This window comes from Limimaricola cinnabarinus LL-001 (assembly GCF_000466965.1).
Classification (GTDB): domain Bacteria; phylum Pseudomonadota; class Alphaproteobacteria; order Rhodobacterales; family Rhodobacteraceae; genus Limimaricola; species Limimaricola cinnabarinus.
On the sequence record NZ_BATB01000005.1, the window covers coordinates 81783 to 98144 of the forward strand.

Below are 16362 nucleotides of genomic sequence, written 5' to 3' on the forward strand. Positions count from 1 at the left end.
AGAAAAACATCTTGAATTGCTGCGGTGCAGCATTCATATTCGGTCTACGAGTTCACAAGCGGAGCCACCGAGCTGCCGCACCTGCGACCAGAAAGGGACCTCCAATGGCCAATACTCAAGATTTCACTTCGATCTTCAAGGACATGATGGGTTCGTTCCCCGTCGACACCAAGAACATGGAAGAGACCTTCCGCAACCAGACCGCTCTCGCCGAGAAGCTGTCGGCTGCCAACCTCGAAGCCGCTCAGAAGTCGACCGAGCTGTCGGCCAAATGGGCTCAGGACACGCTTGCCAAGTTCGGCGAAGTGACCCGCGCCAAGTCCGAGCCCGCCGACTATGCCAAGTCGATGAGCGATTTCGCCTCGGCCTCGGCCGAAGCTGCCTCCGAGCACATGGCCGCCTTCGCCGAGATCGCCAAGAAGCTGCAGACCGAGACCCTCGAACTGATGCTTTCGGCTGGCAAGGACATGAGCGATGACATGACCAACGCCGCCAAGAAGGCCGGTGCCGACGCACAGGCCGCGACCCGCAAGGCGACCGCGCAGGCCGGTCAGACCGCGTCGAAGTAAGCCGCACTGCGGCGATTCTCCCGCGCCGTATGGGCGGGCTGCCACGCGCAGCCCGCCCTTTCTTTTGGGAAACATCACCCTAGGCTTTGCTGCAGCGCATCATGCCTTGGGGGGACCGAGATGGCCGAGACCGCGAAACCGCTTCTGATCAAGCGCTATGCCAGCCGCAGGCTCTACAACACCGAGACCAGCGACTATGTCACGCTCGAGGATATCGCGGGCTTCATCCGCGCCGGCCGCGAGGTCCAGATCGTCGATCTGAAATCGGGCGACGACCTGACGCGGCAGTATCTGCTGCAGATCATCGCCGAGCACGAGAGTCGGGGCGAAAGCGTGCTGCCGGTCGATGTGCTCACCGATCTCGTGCGCAGCTACACCAGTCAGGCAAGCTCCGTCGTGCCGCAGTTCCTCGCCGCCTCCTTCGAGATGCTGCGCGACGGGCAGTCGAAGATGATGGAGAACATGACCAAGGTCTCGCCGATGGGGCAGATGCCCGGCTTCGACGCGATGCGCGCGCAGCAACAGGCCTTCTTCAAGGCGATGACCGGCGGCGTCATGGGCTCGACCGGCCCTGGGCAGGACGGCAACGGCGACAATCTCGAGGACATCAAGAAGCAACTCGCCGAGCTTCAATCCAAACTGGCTCGCATGAGCAAGTGACCCGCTCCCCGAGATGACCGGGGCAGGGACCGCCCGCCGCTTGTTTCCGTAGGGATGAACCGGCGGGCCGAACCTTGTGTCCGGCCCGCTTGACCGTCAGGCGACCTCGGCAAAGACCTTGTCGAGCGCCGTTTCCAGCTTGGTGAACATCTCGTCCATCTGGGCCTCGGTGAGGATGAAGGGCGGGCAGAGCACGATGGACTGGCCCAGCGGGCGACAGATCAGCCCCTGGTCGGTGCAGGCGTTGGCGATCCGCTCGCTGACCGACAGGTGCCCCGCGAACGGCGTCTTCGTCGCCTTGTCGGCCACTGCCTCGAGCGCCCCCATGAAGCCCTTGCCGCGCCACTCGCCGATATGCGGATGCTGCGCGAGCCGCGCCATGCCCGCCTCGAAGCGCGGCGTCAGGCGTCTCACGTTATCGGCCAACCCTTCGTTCATCACCACGTCGATCGCCTTGAGCGCGATGGCGCAGCCGACCGGGTGGCCCGAGGCGGTAAAACCGTGCGGAAACTCCTCGATTTTCTCGGCCGCGCGCTGCATCCGATCGGCCAGCGCCTCGCCGAGGATTACGGCCCCCATGGGAAAGAAGCCCGCAGTGAGGTTCTTCGATGAGATGATCGCGTCCGGCACGAAATCGTAGGTCTCGCAGCCCCATGTATTGCCGGTGCGCCCAAAGCCGGTAATCACCTCGTCCGAGATGAGCGGAATGCCATGGCGGCGCAGGATCGGCGCGATTGCTTGGAAATATCCTTCGCTGGGCGGGATCACACCGCCGGCACCCATCACCGGTTCGGCGAAGAAGCCCGCGATGGTGTCGGCCCCCTCGCGCGCGATGGTCGCCTCTAACTCGTCGGCCATGCGCTGGGTGAACTGCGCCTCGCTCTCGCCCTCTTGGCCAAAGCGCCAATAATGCGGGCAGGACAGATGGACGAAGCCGTCGAGCGGTAGGCCGAAGACGGCGTTGTAGGGCTTGCCGGTCATTGAGGCGGAGACGGCGGTGACGCCGTGATAGGCGTTGACGCGGGTAAGGATCTTGCGGCGCTGCGGCTGCCCCTCCGAGGCCCAGAGGAACCACAGCATCTTGACCATGCTGTCATTCGCTTCGGAGCCTGAATTGGTATAGAACACCTTGGCATTGTCGAAGGGTGAAACCTCGGCGAGCTTTTCCGACAGCATCACCGTCTGGTCCGACATCCGGCCGAAAAAGGCGTGGTAGCCCGGAAACCGTGCGTATTGCGCTTGGGCCGCGGCGATCATGCCGGGGTGGTCGAAGCCCGCGACCATGTTCCAAAGGCCGGAATTGGCGTCGAGATAGCGCCGCCCCTCGGTGTCGACGATATAGGGTCCCTCGCCATGAGTGACGACGATCGTGCCGCGTTCGGCCACCGTCGGCAGGTCGGTGAAACCGTAAAAGGAATGGGCGGCGGCGCGGGCATCCCAGCTATTGGGGCTGTCGTTGGTCATCATGGTCTCCTGCGGGTTGGCGCGAGCCTAGTCGGCGCTCCGTGCCGCCGCAATCGCGGCCTTGGCACGACGCGAGGGCAGGTCTTTGGCCACGAAAAAGGGCCGGTGTGTCCACCGGCCCCAAGGTCGCATCTTGTTGGTGCCGCTTATTCGCGATTGCCGAAGATCTGCAGCAGGAACATGAACATGTTGATGAAGTCGAGATAGAGTTGCAGCGCGCCCATGATGGCGGCCTTGCCCAGCCACTCGCTGTCACCGTGGGCCGCGTGGCTCACGTAGATGTTCTTGATGTTCTGAGTGTCATAGGCCGTAAGGCCGGCGAAGATCAGAACGCCCAGCACCGAGATCGCGAAGGCCACCGCCGAGGAGGCGAGGAAGATGTTCACGATCGAAGCGACGATCAGGCCAATCACGCCCATGATCAGGAAGGTGCCGAAGCCCGACAGGTCCTTCTTGGTGGTGTAGCCGTAAAGCGACAGGCCCGCGAAGGCGATGGCGGTGATCAAGAACACCTGAATGATCGACGCGCCGGTGAAGACGAGGAAGATCGAGCTGAGCGACAGCCCCATCACCGCCGCGAAGGCATAGAACACGACCTGCGCGGTCGCGGCGGACATGCGGTTCATGCCGGCCGAGAAGCCGAAGACGAACAGGAGAGGCGCGAACATGATCAGCCAGCGCAGCGGCGAGGTGTAGATCGCCGCGCCGAAGCTGGTGAGATATTTGCCGGTGCCGATCTGCGCCGCGGCCATGCCGGGATCGGTCGTCACCGCGAGACCCGAAATGGCCCAAGCCGCGGCGGCGGTGATCAGCATGCCCACGGACATCGTGCCGTAGACCTTGTTCATGTGGGCGCGGAGCCCCTCGTCGATCCGTGCGGACCGGGCCCCGGCCGTCGCGTGGATCGTATTGTAATCAGCCATCGAGACCTCCGTTGGAATACAACTCTTGCTCTCGATATTGGCGATCAGGGCCGATTATTCAAGATCGCGGAGCCTTGCCGAGACAGAGTTTCGGCAAGGCTCTCATCCGGTTGCAGCGAAGCCTCATCGCTCAGGGCGGCAGGCGGCGGCGATCGGCGGTCCGATCTCCGCCATATCCCGCAAAAGCGGTCGCTTTGGGGAGGGCGAAGGCGAGGCTGCGGTTGACAATCACCGAGGTCGACCCATGTCCGTTTGGGAAACAACAGGCGTGCCGTGCGCGACGCGGTGGCAAGCCTGTGTGATCCGTCTTTGGAAACATCAGTTTGCGGCGTTTTCCTGTCCTTCCGGACAGGTTCCGGTGATCCAATGCCCCGATTCATGACCAAAAAGCAATGATGACCGATGCAACCGATGCGTGTCTATATGGGTATATAGATGGGCATGGTGTCCGCGAAGCATTTCACGCGCAAGGCGATGTCCACTGGGTTGTCGCCGATATTCGCAAAAGCAAGAGCAAAAGGGACGAGACATGAAGCATCCGGTAGACGTTCATGTCGGGAAGCGCATCCGTCATAGACGATGGATGAACGGCACGACACAGCAGCAGCTGGCCGAAAAGGTCGGCATCAAGTTCCAACAGATCCAGAAGTACGAAACCGGCATGAACCGTGTCTCGGCCTCGCGGCTGTGGGACATCGCGCATGCGCTCGGCGTGCCCGTCTCCTTCTTCTTCGAAGGCATGGACACCGCCGAACCCGAGGCGCGGCCCGGCGACATGCCGGGCGACGTGATGGCCGATCGCGAGGCGCTGGAGCTTCTGCGTTCCTACTACGCGATCCCGGAACAACAGCGCCGCCGCCTGTTCGATCTGGCCCGGGTGCTGAGCGACGCCGCTTGAAAGACTTGGCCTGAATGAGCCCGGTCGCGGCGGTGCCCCCGGCTTGACCGGGGCACCGTCCGCGCGTTACCGCCCGTGTCGGGGCGGGGCTGTCCGTCCGATCTGGATGGGCTTTTCATGACCGGCACGCTCCCCTTCGACCTCGCGCAGGACCTCGTTGCCACCGCACATGCGCTGGCCGATGCCGCACGACCCGAGACCCTGCGTCATTTCCGGCAGGCCATCGCCGCCGACGACAAGACCGGGGATGCGGCAGGTTTCGATCCCGTGACCGAGGCAGACCGCGCTGCCGAACGCGCGATGCGTGCCGTGCTGGCCCGGCGGCGCCCCGATGACGCGATACTGGGCGAGGAATATGGCGCGACCCCCGGGACCAGCGGCCTGACATGGGTGCTCGACCCGATCGACGGCACGCGCGCCTATATCTGCGGAGCGCCGACATGGGGCGTGCTCATTTCGGTATGCGGTGCGGAGGGCCCGCTGTTCGGCCTGATCGATCAACCCTATATCGAAGAGCGTTTCGAAGGCGGTTTCGGCATCGCGCGTCTCACCGGGCCGCGCGGCGAGATGGCACTGCGCGGCCGTGCCGCGCGCCCGCTCGCCGAAGCGACGGTGATGACCACTTTCCCGGAGGTCGGCACGGCGCAGGATCGCGCGGGCTTCGAAGCGGTGAGCCGGGTCGCGCGGCTCACCCGCTACGGCATGGACTGCTACGCCTATGCGCTCGTCGCCCTCGGTCAGGTCGACCTGGTGATCGAGGCGGGGCTCAACAGCTATGACATCTGTGGCCCCATCGCGGTGATCGAAGCCGCGGGCGGCGTCGTCACCGATTGGGAGGGGCGTCCGGCACATGAGGGCGGCCGCGTGCTTGCCGCGGCCAACTCCCAAATCCATGCCGAGGCGCTGGCGCTGTTGCACGAACGCGACTAGGGGCCTCAGCCCTTCATCTGGCGCCCCGCGACATAGGTCTTCGCGATGGCGCGGTCGTCGCCCATCATGATGGTCGGGAACAGCGCCTCCCATATATCGGAGGCCACCGCGCTGCGCTGGGCGATGCCGGGGGTGGAGGCGAGGTCGAGCACGATCATGTCCGCCATCGCCCCCGGTGCGAGGCGGCCGATTTCTCCTTCCGAATGCAGCACTGTGGCCGAGCCTTCGGTGGCGAGCCAAAGAAGCTGCGCCGGGTGGATCGGGTTGCGCTTCAGCTGGCCGATCTCATAGGCCGCGCCCATCACCCGCAGCATCGAGAAGGACGAGCCGCCGCCCGTATCAGAGGCCAGCCCGATCCGCTGCCCTTCGGCCACCCGTGTCGCCATGTCGAACAGCCCCGACCCGATGAAGGTGTTCGAGGTCGGGCAATGCACCAGCCCGGCACCGGTCTCGCGCAGTCGGTCGGTCTCGCGCGGTTCGAGATGGATCGCGTGACCGTAGAGGCCGCGCGCGCCCAAGAGGCCGTGCTGCTCGTAGGTGTCGAGGTAATCGCGCGCCTGCGGGTAGAGCCCCTTGACCCATTCGATCTCGTCCACCTGCTCCGACAGATGCGTCTGCATCAGGCAGTCCGGATGCGCCGCCCAGAGCGCGCCCAGTGCCGAGAGTTGCTCGGGGCTGGAGGTGGGCGAGAAGCGCGGCGTGATGACATAGGTGGCCCGGCCCTTCTTGTGCCAGCGTTCGATCAGTGCCTCGCTGTCGTCATGCGCGCTTCGGGCATCGTCGCGCAGTCCGTCGGGGGCGTTGCGATCCATGCAGGTCTTGCCCGCGAAGCCCGCCATGCCGCGCGCCTGTGTCGCCTCGAAGAAAGCATCGACGCTGCCGGGATGGATCGTGCAGAAGCTGGTCAGCGTCGTGGTGCCGTGCGCGATGGCGAGGTCGAGCGTGCGCCCCGCGATCTCGTCCGCATAGGCGCGGTCGGCGAATTTCATCTCCTCGGGGAAGGTATAGCTGTTCAGCCAGTCGATCAGCCTTTTGCCCCAGCTCGCGATCATCGCGGTCTGTGGATAATGCATGTGTGCATCGACGAAGCCGGGCAGGATCAGCCCGTCGCCGTGATCGGTCATCTCCGCCCCGGGATGGTTCGCGCGCAGCGCGTCGGCCTCGCCGGTGGCGATGACGCGGCCGCCCTCGATCAGCACCCCGCCGCGGCTCGAATGGGTGGCGGCGGCGGGGCCTTCCACGAAAGGATCGCCGGTGAAGCTCAGGGTCTGGCCCAGGTGCAATATCTTTGTCATGCGGCGACGATAGGAGCGGCCGGGCGTCAGGTAAATCCGCCCGTGCCTCGGCCCCCCGGTTGCCGTCGCGCGAACATCCACTATGGTCCGCGCAAACATCGGGAGCCGCCATGACCGACAAGATCGACCCCCAGGAGCCACAGGACGACGAGGGCGATTTCGGTCTGCCGGCGCGGCTGTTCGACGAGGTGCTCGACGCGGTCGAGGCGGGGGACGTGGCCCGGCTCGACGCGATCTTCGAGCCGCTGCACGCCGCCGACATCGCCGATCTTCTCGAACAGATCGACGCGCGCGACCGCCGGGCGCTGCTGGCGCTGTGGAAGGGTGGCATGGACGGCGAGATCCTGTCGGAGCTCGACGACAACCTGCGCGAGGAGATCATCCAGAGCCTCGCGCCGACCGAGTTGGCGCAGGCCGTGCGCGAGCTGGAGTCGGACGATGTGGTCGACCTCGTCGAATATCTTGATGAGGACCAGCAGGCCGCCGTGCTCGACGCGCTGGCCGCCATCGACCGGATCGCGGTCGAAAAGGCGCTGGCCTACCCGGAGGAATCCGCCGGGCGTTTGATGCAGGTCGAGGTGGTGCGTGCGCCCGAGCACTGGACCGTGGGCGAGGCGATCGACTTCCTGCGCCGCTCCGAGACGCTGCCCGATCAGTTCTACCACGTGATGCTCGTCGATCCACGCATGAAGCCGGTGGGCTATGTTCAGATCGGGCGGCTCTTGTCCAAGTCGCGCGCCACGCCGCTGCGCGACATCACCGAGGAGAGCTTCCGCACCTTCCATGTCGAGGATGACGAGGGCGCGGTGGCTTATGCCTTCAACCAGTACCATCTGATCTCGGCCCCGGTGGTCGACGACGATGACAGGCTGGTCGGCGTCATCACCATCGACGACGCGATGAACGTGCTCGACGAGGAGCACGAGGAGGACATCCTGCGCCTCGCCGGTGTCGGCGGCGAAAGCGAGCTGTCGGATTCGGTGCGCGAGACGACGCGGCAGCGGCTGCCATGGCTCGCCGTGAACCTCGGCACGGCGATCATCGCCTCATTGGTGATCTCGATCTTCGAAGAAACCATCGCCGGTCTCGTGGCCCTGGCCGTTCTCATGCCGATCGTGGCCTCGATGGGCGGCAACGCAGGCACGCAGTCGCTCACCGTCGCGGTGCGGGCGATCGCCACGCGCGACCTGACCACCTCCAACGTCTGGCGGGTGATCCGGCGCGAGGTGGCCGTCGGGCTGATCAACGGTCTCGCCTTCGCGGTGGTGATGGGCATCGTCGGTGTTGTCTGGTTCGGCTCGCCGCTTCTGGGGGGCGTCATCGCGGTGTCGATGGTGATCAACCTCGTGGTGGCCGGGCTGTCGGGGGTCGTGGTGCCGGTGGTGCTCGACCGCTTCGGCGTCGATCCGGCGCTGGCCTCGGGAACCTTCGTGACCACGGTGACCGACGTGGTGGGCTTTTTCGCCTTTCTCGGGCTGGCCTCGGTGATTCTGCTGTGAGCGCACATACCGGCCTTGCGGCCCGCAAGAAGGCGGCGCGCGAGGCGGCGTTTCTGCGTCGCGAACTGGCGCATCGCGACGCAAGCGCACAGGCCGAGCATCTGACTCGCTGGATCGCAGGGCATCCGGGCCTGCCGGTCGCGGGCTACATGGCCATGCGCAGTGAGATCGACCCGTTGCCCGCCATGGCCAAGGCCGCCGAGACCGCCCGCGTCGGCGTGCCGGTGATCGAAGGGGCGGAGCGGCCGCTCCGGTTTCGCGAATGGATGCCGGGATGCGCGCTCAAGGAGGGGCATTTCGCGCGCGGATCCCCGTTTCGGGCGACTGGATCGTGCCGCAGATCGTCATCCTGCCGCTGGTGGCCTTTGACCGGCACGGCCACCGGCTCGGCTATGGCGGCGGATTCTACGACCGCACGCTCGAGCTGCTGCGCGCCACGGGGCCGGTTCAGGCCGTGGGGTTCGCCTTTGCCGCGCAGGAGGCCGACGAAATTCCGGTCGAGGAGACCGATCAGCCTTTGGACCTGATCATTACCGAATCCGGGATCGTCGTCCCGTCCTGAGCGACGCCCGTGAACGGGCGTTCCGGGCCCTGCGCTGTCGCCGGATCGGGCGGTTTGCCCCGCGTCGCCACGTGACGAGGGCGGGCCGCGATGCTTCGCTTGCCCTTTGCAAATCACCGCCCTAACACCTGCGGAATGAGAATATTGTTCCTTGGCGACGTGATGGGTCGCGGTGGCCGGCAGGCCGTGGCGGAGCGGCTTCCTGGCCTGCGCCGTGACTGGCGGCTCGATTTTGTGGTGGTCAATGGCGAGAACGCCACCGGCGGGCGTGGCCTTTCGGCCGAACATGCCAAGGGCATCCTGGAGGCGGGCGCCGACGTGATCACTTTGGGCGACCACGCCTTCGATCAGAAGGACATGATGCGCTTTTGCGAGAGCGAGCCGCGCATCATCCGTCCGCTCAACTACTCCAAAGCCGCCCCCGGCACCGGCGCGCGGGTGTTCGAGGCGACGCGGGGCCGAAAGGTCCTCGTGGCGCAGGCGTTGGGGCAGGTCTTCATGAGCCGGCCCTATGACGATCCCTTCTCCGCACTGGAGCCGGTGCTCAAGGCGCATCCACCGGGTGGAACCGTGGCCGCGTCGCTGATCGACATCCATTGCGAGGCGACGAGCGAGAAGATGGGGGTGGGGCATTTCTGCGACGGGCGCGCCTCGATCGTGGTGGGTACGCACACCCATGTGCCAACCGCGGATGCGACAATCTTGCCGCGTGGCACTGCGTTCCAGTCCGATGCGGGTATGTGCGGCGATTACGACAGCGTCATCGGCATGCAGAAGGAGGAACCGCTCCGGCGCTTCATCACCGGCATGCCGGGCGGGCGGTTCACGCCCGCGATGGAAGAAGTCACCCTGTCGGGTCTTTATGTCGAGACCGACGATCGCACCGGCCTCGCCACGCGGTTGGAGATGGTGCGGCAGGGCGGTCGGTTGTCGCAAAGCGGCCCCGCATGAGGCCCGGCCTTCGGCCATTCGATGCTCCGGCCGTGATCACGGTCGTCTGAAAAGGTTCTGACGATGTTCGGCATTTCCCTGTCGCCTGAAATTGAAGCGATCACCGCCATGGTGATCGTGCTGGCGATGTTCCTCGCTTTTCTGCGCGAGATATATCCCGTTGAGGTGGTGGCAATCACCGGCGCCATCGCGATGCTGGTACTGGGCATCCTGCCCGAGGCCACCGCCATCGGCATCTTTGCCAACCCGGCCCCGTGGACCATCGCCGCGCTCTTTGTCGTGGTGGGGGCCTTGGTACGCACCGGTGCGCTCGACTGGATCTCGGCTCAGGCCGCGCGCCATGTCGAAAAAACGTCCCAAGACGACGCTGATCACGCTCACCTTCACCGTGCTCGCCATGTCGGCCTTCATCAACAACACGCCCATCGTCGTGGTGATGATCCCGATTTTCGTGCGGCTATCGGCCAGATGGGGCACCAGCCCTCGAAGCTGCTGATCCCGCTGAGCTACTTCGCGATCTTCGGCGGCATGCTGACGCTGATCGGCACCTCGACCAACCTGCTGGTGGATGGCGTCGTGCAAGCTGCTGGCATGGAGCTTTCGGCATTTTCGAGATCACCGGTGCGGGTCTCGTCATGGCCAGTGTCGCTGTGGCCTATCTCGGCCTTATCGGCCGCAAGCTGCTGCCCGATCGCGATTCGATGGCGGGCCTGCTTTCGGGCAAGTCGAAGATGCGTTTCTTCACCGAAGCCGTGATCCCGCCCGACAGCAACCTGATCGGCCGCGAGGTCACGGACGTGCAGCTGTTCAAGCGCGAAGGCGTGCGGCTGATCGACGTGGTGCGGGGCGACGCCTCGCTCAGGCGCAACCTCACTGGCGTCACGCTCGAAGTCGGCGACCGGGTGGTGCTGCGCACCGCGATGACCGAGCTTCTGTCGCTGCAATCCAACAAGAGCCTCCGCCGCGTCGATCAGGTTTCGGCGGTCGAAACCACGACGGTCGAGGTTCTGATCTCGCCCGATTGCCGCATGGTCGGTCGCAAGCTCGGCGATCTGCGCCTGCGTCGCCGCTACGGCGTCTACACCCTCGCGGTGCATCGCCGCGACAAGAACATCGGCCGTCAGATCGACGATCTCGTGGTGCGGGTGGGCGACACGCTGCTGCTGGAAGGCTCGATGGCCGACATCCAGCGCCTCGCCACCGACATGAACCTCGTCAACGTCGCGCAGCCGACCGAGCGCGCCTATCGCCGCAGCCACGCGCCGATCGTGCTCGCCGTGCTCTTTGCCATCGTCGGCCTTTCGGCGATCGGTGTCGCCAACATCGCGGTGATGAGTTTCATCGGCGTGGCTGTAGTGCTGCTGACGCGCTGCATCGACGCGGACGAGGCGTTCGGCTTCATCGACGGGCGGCTGTTGGCGCTGATCTTCGGCATGCTGGCGGTGGGGGCGGGGCTCGATCACTCGGGCGCGGTGAGCTTGCTGGTCGACTGGTTGACCCCGTGGCTCACGCATCTGCCGAGCTGGGCGCTGGTGCTGGTGGTCTACCTTCTGGCCTCGGTCCTGACGGAGATCGTGTCGAACAACGCGGTGGCGGTGATCCTGACGCCGGTGGCGATCGGTCTTGCGCAGGCGCTGGGCGTCGACCCGCGCCCGTTGATCGTGGCGGTGATGTTCGGGGCCTCCGCCAGCTTTGCCACGCCGATCGGCTACCAGACAAACACGCTGGTCTATGGCCCCGGCGGCTACAAGTTCTCGGACTTTCTCAGGATCGGCGTGCCGCTCAACGTGCTCACCGCCCTGACGGCGTCGATCGTGATCCCGCTGTTCTTCCCGCTCTGAGCGCGCTTGCCCCCTTCAGGGGGGCTGGCATATAGAGACCCCGACTTTCGCATATCACGACAGGAGCCCCGCCATGGCCGGCCATTCCAAATGGGCCAACATCCAGCACCGCAAGGGGCGGCAGGACGCCGCGCGCTCCAAGCTGTTCTCGAAGCTCTCCAAGGAGATCACCGTCGCCGCCAAGATGGGCGACCCCGATCCCGACAAGAACCCGCGCCTGCGCATGGCCGTCAAGGAGGCCAAGTCGGTCTCGGTCCCCAAGGACGTGATCGACCGCGCCATCAAGAAATCCCAAGGCGGCGACGCCGAGAGCTATGACGAGATCCGCTACGAGGGCTATGGCCCCAACGGCGTCGCGGTGATCGTCGAAGCGATGACCGACAACCGCAACCGCACCGCCTCGAACGTGCGCTCCACCTTTGGCAAGAGCGGCGGCAATCTCGGCGAGACCGGCTCGGTGTCGTTCATGTTCGATCGCAAGGGCGAGATCTTCTACAAGGCCGAGGTCGGCGATGCCGACACGGTGATGATGGCCGCGATCGAAGCTGGCGCCGAGGATGTCGAGAGCGACGAGGACGGCCACTGGATCTACTGCGCCGACACAGACCTCAACGAGGTGGCGACGGCGCTCGAGGCCAGCCTCGGCGAAAGCGAGACCACAAAGCTGATCTGGAAGCCGCAGAACCGCACCCCGCTCGATCTCGATGGCGTGCAAAAGTTGATGAAGCTGGTCGAGACCCTCGAAGACGACGACGACGTGCAGAGTGTCACGACGAACTTCGAAGCCTCCGACGAGGTCATGCAGGCCTATTCCGAGAGCTGATCCCGGCGGTCGGGATCGATCTGAACGCCGGAGGCTTTCGCGGGCCTCCGGCGTTTCGCGTCACAGCGCGGCGAGAATCGGCCAAAGCGTGGCGACCAGCAGGCCCGCCATGACGAAGTTGAAGATCCGCAACCGGCGCGGCTCCGACAGCAGGCGTCGCAGACTCTGGCCCAGCACGGTCCATAGCCCCGCCGAGACGGTGCCCATCGCGGCGAAAACCGCGACCACCAGCGCCACGCCCCACAGGCCGCCATCTCCGACATAGGCGCTGGTCGCCGTTACCGACATGGCCCAAGCCTTTGGGTTCACCCATTGGAAAGCCGCCGCCTGCAGGAAGGTGAGCGGCGTCCCTTCGGTTTCGGGCGCCGCGGCGGATTTCGGCGCGGCGCTGGCGATCTTCCAGGCGAGCCAGAGCAGGAAGCCGATCGAGACCACGCGCAGCACGGTGGTCAGCGCGGGCCAGATCTCAAACACCTGCGCTAGCCCGAGCCCGACGAGCCCTGCCATCGCCGCGAAGCCGAGCGCCACCCCCGCCATGTGGGGCACCGAGCGGCGCAGGCCGAAATTGGCGCCCGACGCCATCAGCATCAGGTTGTTGGGCCCCGGCGTGAACAGGGTGACGAGAGCAAAGCCCATGAGGGCGGGGAGAAGCGAGAGCGCTGTCATGTGCGCCAATCTGCACCCTCCGACGGGAATGGAAAGTCCCAAAACGAGAAACGGCGACGCCAGGGAGGAGGAGGGGCGCCGCCGTCATGTTCCGGTGCGCGGGCCCTCAGGGAGGAGGAGGAGAACCCGGGACCGTCTCGGTCGACCAGCTCGGACCAGGGAGGAGGAGGGCCCGGCCGGTCTATGCAACGGATGCCTGTCTGGGAGGAGGAGCATCCGTATCCTGAGCGACCGGCAGGGTCAGGGAGGAGGAGGACCCTGCCGGTCTGATCTACGTGCGCGCCCCAGAGAGGAGGAGGGAGCGGCCCGTATTCGGGTAACTTTCAAGGCGACGGCATCAGGGAGGAGGAGGATGCCGTCGCCTCGTTGCGGGTCGCCCAGAGAGGAGGAAAGGCGGTGCCGCGGCTCGCGACCGGTTCAGGGAGGAGGAGGAACCGGTCGGGAACTGGGAAACTTACTTGGTCTCGCTGGCCTCGATCGCGATGCGCTTGATCATCGACCGGGCGATGCCCAGATCGGCGAGATCACGGTCGGTCAGCGCCTGCAGCTCGTTATAGGTCGAGCGATAGGTCTTGTTCTTCGCGATCCGGTCAGCCAAGCTGGCGCGGAAGGCCGAGATGCGCTGGCCCAGGCCGGCGCTGCGGGTTTCGGTCGTGTATGCCATGTTGCATACCTCTTTCATTCGGGGCCCGATGTCGGGCCGGTCTGCTCTCTGGTAGGCCCCAGACTGCGGGACCGGTCGTCAAAGGCGCCGTATTGCGTCTTCGATATTCAAAATAGGCGCATGCTGCGGATGCACAATCCCCCGGATGGGCAATGCTGCTATGCAGCGAACGCATGGTAAAAGTTTCATGAAATCATAGGCTTCCCCAAGGTAATTGTGACTTTTTCATGGCTGCTTGCGCTTTGGGCGGCAAAACGCGAGTCTCGCCCGGAGATCGGGCAAGCGCCTGATGGCAGACAAGGAAACGGATCCCGGATGACCCTGACGCGCGACCAAATCCTCGAAGAACTGCGCCGCATCGGTTTGCCCGACGGCGGCGATCTCGTTTCGCGCGACATGATCCGCGCACTCGGTATCGACGGTGGCAAGGTACGATTCGTCATCGAAGCGCCGGATGCGGCGACGGCGCGCAAGCTCGAACCGGTAAGCCAAGCCGCCGAAGCGGTGGTGCGGGCCCTGCCGGGTGTCGAGTTGGTAAGCGTGGTGCTGACGGCGCATGGGCCGGCGGCTCCCAGCGCCCCAACGCCGCGCCCCGCATCCACCGGAGAGGCACCCTCCCTCAAGATCGGACGCCACCCGACACCCCAGCCGCCGGGCCAGGCCGGCCCGCAGCGCATTGCCGGCGTCGACCGGATCATCGCCGTGGGCTCGGGCAAGGGTGGCGTGGGCAAGTCCACCGTCGCCTCGAACCTTGCCGTGGCGCTCGCGCGCGAAGGGCGGCGGGTCGGTCTGCTCGACGCCGACATATATGGGCCCTCGCAGCCGCGCATGATGGGCGTGTCCAAGCGGCCCGGCTCGCCGGACGGCAAGACGATCGAACCGCTGCGGGCGCATGGAGTCACCATGATGTCGATTGGCCTGATGCTGGACCCGGACAAGGCGGTGGTCTGGCGCGGGCCGATGCTGATGGGGGCGCTGCAACAGCTCTTGGGCCAGGTGGCCTGGGGCGAACTCGATGTGCTCATCGTCGATCTGCCGCCGGGCACGGGCGACATCCAGCTCACCTTGTGCCAGCGCACGCATCTGACGGGGGCGATCGTCGTGTCGACGCCGCAGGACGTAGCGCTTCTCGATGCGCGCAAGGCGATCGACATGTTCAAGACGCTCAAGACACCCGTGTTGGGGCTGATCGAGAACATGTCTCTCTATATATGTCCCGAATGCGGGCATGAGGCGCATATCTTCGGTCATGGTGGCGTCGCGCAGGAGGCCGAGCGCCTCGGCGCGCCGCTGCTGGGCAGCCTGCCCATTGACCTCGACACGCGGCGGGCCGGGGATGCGGGCGTGCCGGTCGCCGCGGGCGAAGGCGCGATGGCCGAGGCCTACCAGCGGATTGCCCGTGGTCTCGTCGCGGGCGGCGTGGCCTGATCTTTCCGGTCCCGACCGTCCCTTGCGAAAGCCCGGTAGCCACAGCCGGGATCGCATGGGATGGCGTCCCGGGATCTCATGGGAGTTCGTCAGCTTGCTCGAATCGAGCGCGTCGATTCGACAGGCTGGATCAAGTTATCCCCATAATTACCCACAACTTGGCGATCTTTTCGAAGATTCGAAGGGTCTTGTCGGAACTTGCCCTCGGGGAATCCGTTGCGCGTTGCGACAATGCTGCAGGACCGGGGCTTTCCGCTACTCGGCGCCTTAATCAACATATGGTGTAAGCTGTTACTTATTGCGCCTTATGTTGCGGTTTTTTCCATGAATTCTCACATTTCCGAGACGTGACGCGTTGAATCGCGTTGGGATACGGTTAACTCCGGGCCTGAAATTTGTTGCCTCCCATGAATTCCCATGGCATCCCTATGGCCAAGGAAACGGTGGACGACGATTACGGGGCAACAAGACCCCATCGGCAAAAAATTAGCAGGTTCATACAGGCAACCCGCTGTTTTCTAACAAGAGATCCGGCGCGCGAGCGAGCAGACATCCCCCCAGGTGGCGCGCGCGATCGGACATCCCGGAAACGGGACGATGCGGCGGATCGAGCAGTGGCAGCAGCTCGGTCCGCCGTTTTCGTTACACAAGGTCTGATGACCTGGGTGGGCATGGGCAAGGGTCTCGATAGGCGTGCTGGCGTTCACCGGAGAGTATCCGCAAAAGATCGACGGGAAAGGGCGCATGTCCATCCCGGCCGATTTCCGCCGGGTGCTCGAAGCCGGTGATCCGGACTGGACCGAAGGACTAAACCCCAAGATTTACCTGCAGTTCGGCGACCACCTTAAGGACAATCTGCGGGTCTACTCGGTCAATGAGTTCGACCGCATCTACGCCCAGATCCGGGCCATGCCCTCGGGCACCAAGGAAAAGCAGATGGTGAGCCGGCTCTATCTCGGCCAATCGATGAAGCTTGAGATCGACCGCGACGGCCGCATCGTCATGCCGATCCGCCAGCGCCGCAAGCTGGGGCTGGAGCAGGGCGAGGTTCTGTTCATGGGCGTCGGCGACTATTTCGAAATCTGGAAGGCCGACACCTTCGAGACCACCGTGGGCCAGGACGCCGCCGACTGGCTCGGAGAGCAGCCCGAGGGCTTCGACCCACTAAGCCTTGTGGGAGGCCTTTGAT

14 protein-coding genes and 2 pseudogenes are annotated in these 16362 nt (G+C 65.0%); 11 read left to right on the forward strand and 5 right to left on the reverse strand.

Going from position 1 to position 16362, the window contains the following annotated elements; translation table 11 throughout:
* The first annotated feature begins 104 nt into the window (after positions 1 to 104).
* Positions 105 to 569 (forward strand): phasin family protein, encoded by a 465-nt coding sequence (locus MBELCI_RS03480; protein ID WP_021692767.1) that lies wholly within the window; start codon positions 105 to 107, stop codon positions 567 to 569.
* Between the two features lie 120 nt (positions 570 to 689).
* Positions 690 to 1229 (forward strand): polyhydroxyalkanoate synthesis repressor PhaR, encoded by a 540-nt coding sequence (gene phaR / locus MBELCI_RS03485; protein ID WP_021692768.1) that lies wholly within the window; start codon positions 690 to 692, stop codon positions 1227 to 1229.
* A 96-nt stretch (positions 1230 to 1325) separates the two neighbouring features.
* Here phaR and MBELCI_RS03490 read toward each other — a convergent pair whose 3' ends face one another.
* On the reverse strand, positions 1326 to 2693 hold the full coding sequence (locus MBELCI_RS03490) for an aminotransferase (protein ID WP_045319650.1): 1368 nt from the start codon (positions 2691 to 2693) through the stop codon (positions 1326 to 1328).
* A gap of 146 nt (positions 2694 to 2839) precedes the next feature.
* Positions 2840 to 3616, reverse strand: coding sequence for a Bax inhibitor-1/YccA family protein (locus tag MBELCI_RS03495; RefSeq protein ID WP_021692770.1), 777 nt, complete (start codon positions 3614 to 3616; stop codon positions 2840 to 2842).
* 529 nt (positions 3617 to 4145) lie between these two features.
* Between MBELCI_RS03495 and MBELCI_RS03500 the strand changes: the two genes are divergently transcribed.
* Positions 4146 to 4514: a helix-turn-helix domain-containing protein gene (locus MBELCI_RS03500; protein WP_021692772.1), complete on the forward strand. Its 369-nt coding sequence runs from the start codon at positions 4146 to 4148 to the stop codon at positions 4512 to 4514.
* Positions 4515 to 4631: 117 nt separating this feature from the next.
* Positions 4632 to 5444: an inositol monophosphatase family protein gene (locus tag MBELCI_RS03505; RefSeq protein ID WP_021692773.1), complete on the forward strand. Its 813-nt coding sequence runs from the start codon at positions 4632 to 4634 to the stop codon at positions 5442 to 5444.
* Positions 5445 to 5449: 5 nt separating this feature from the next.
* Here the strand turns inward: MBELCI_RS03505 and guaD are convergent, their stop codons facing one another.
* A complete protein-coding gene (gene guaD, locus MBELCI_RS03510; protein ID WP_045319651.1) occupies positions 5450 to 6739 on the reverse strand; it encodes a guanine deaminase in 1290 nt (429 codons plus the stop codon).
* Positions 6740 to 6849: 110 nt separating this feature from the next.
* Between guaD and mgtE the strand changes: the two genes are divergently transcribed.
* From mgtE to MBELCI_RS03535, 5 genes and pseudogenes are all read left to right on the forward strand, one after another.
* Positions 6850 to 8238 (forward strand): magnesium transporter, encoded by a 1389-nt coding sequence (gene mgtE, locus MBELCI_RS03515; protein WP_021692776.1) that lies wholly within the window; start codon positions 6850 to 6852, stop codon positions 8236 to 8238.
* Positions 8235 to 8800 (forward strand): annotated as a pseudogene (locus tag MBELCI_RS03520) (5-formyltetrahydrofolate cyclo-ligase). The gene mgtE and the pseudogene MBELCI_RS03520 overlap by 4 nt, the downstream one beginning before the upstream one ends.
* Before the next feature lie 135 nt (positions 8801 to 8935).
* The gene (locus MBELCI_RS03525; protein ID WP_045319652.1) at positions 8936 to 9751 is read left to right on the forward strand and encodes a TIGR00282 family metallophosphoesterase; all 816 of its coding nucleotides are present in this window, start codon (positions 8936 to 8938) and stop codon (positions 9749 to 9751) included.
* Between the two features lie 63 nt (positions 9752 to 9814).
* Positions 9815 to 11592, forward strand: a pseudogene (locus tag MBELCI_RS03530) (SLC13 family permease).
* A 73-nt stretch (positions 11593 to 11665) separates the two neighbouring features.
* Complete coding sequence (locus MBELCI_RS03535) at positions 11666 to 12415, forward strand: YebC/PmpR family DNA-binding transcriptional regulator (RefSeq protein ID WP_021692780.1); 750 nt, start codon at positions 11666 to 11668, stop codon at positions 12413 to 12415.
* A gap of 60 nt (positions 12416 to 12475) precedes the next feature.
* Here the strand turns inward: MBELCI_RS03535 and MBELCI_RS03540 are convergent, their stop codons facing one another.
* Together MBELCI_RS03540 and MBELCI_RS03545 are read right to left on the reverse strand one after the other, a co-directional pair.
* Entirely contained in the window at positions 12476 to 13081 is a 606-nt protein-coding gene (locus tag MBELCI_RS03540; protein ID WP_045319653.1) for a LysE family translocator, read from the reverse strand.
* Positions 13082 to 13535: 454 nt separating this feature from the next.
* Positions 13536 to 13745: a DUF1127 domain-containing protein gene (locus tag MBELCI_RS03545; RefSeq protein ID WP_021692782.1), complete on the reverse strand. Its 210-nt coding sequence runs from the start codon at positions 13743 to 13745 to the stop codon at positions 13536 to 13538.
* Between the two features lie 315 nt (positions 13746 to 14060).
* Between MBELCI_RS03545 and MBELCI_RS03550 the strand changes: the two genes are divergently transcribed.
* Together MBELCI_RS03550 and MBELCI_RS03555 are read left to right on the forward strand one after the other, a co-directional pair.
* A complete protein-coding gene (locus MBELCI_RS03550; RefSeq protein ID WP_021692783.1) occupies positions 14061 to 15173 on the forward strand; it encodes an Mrp/NBP35 family ATP-binding protein in 1113 nt (370 codons plus the stop codon).
* Positions 15174 to 15866: 693 nt separating this feature from the next.
* Positions 15867 to 16361, forward strand: coding sequence for a division/cell wall cluster transcriptional repressor MraZ (locus tag MBELCI_RS03555; RefSeq protein ID WP_052512671.1), 495 nt, complete (start codon positions 15867 to 15869; stop codon positions 16359 to 16361).
* Position 16362: the final 1 nt, after the last annotated feature.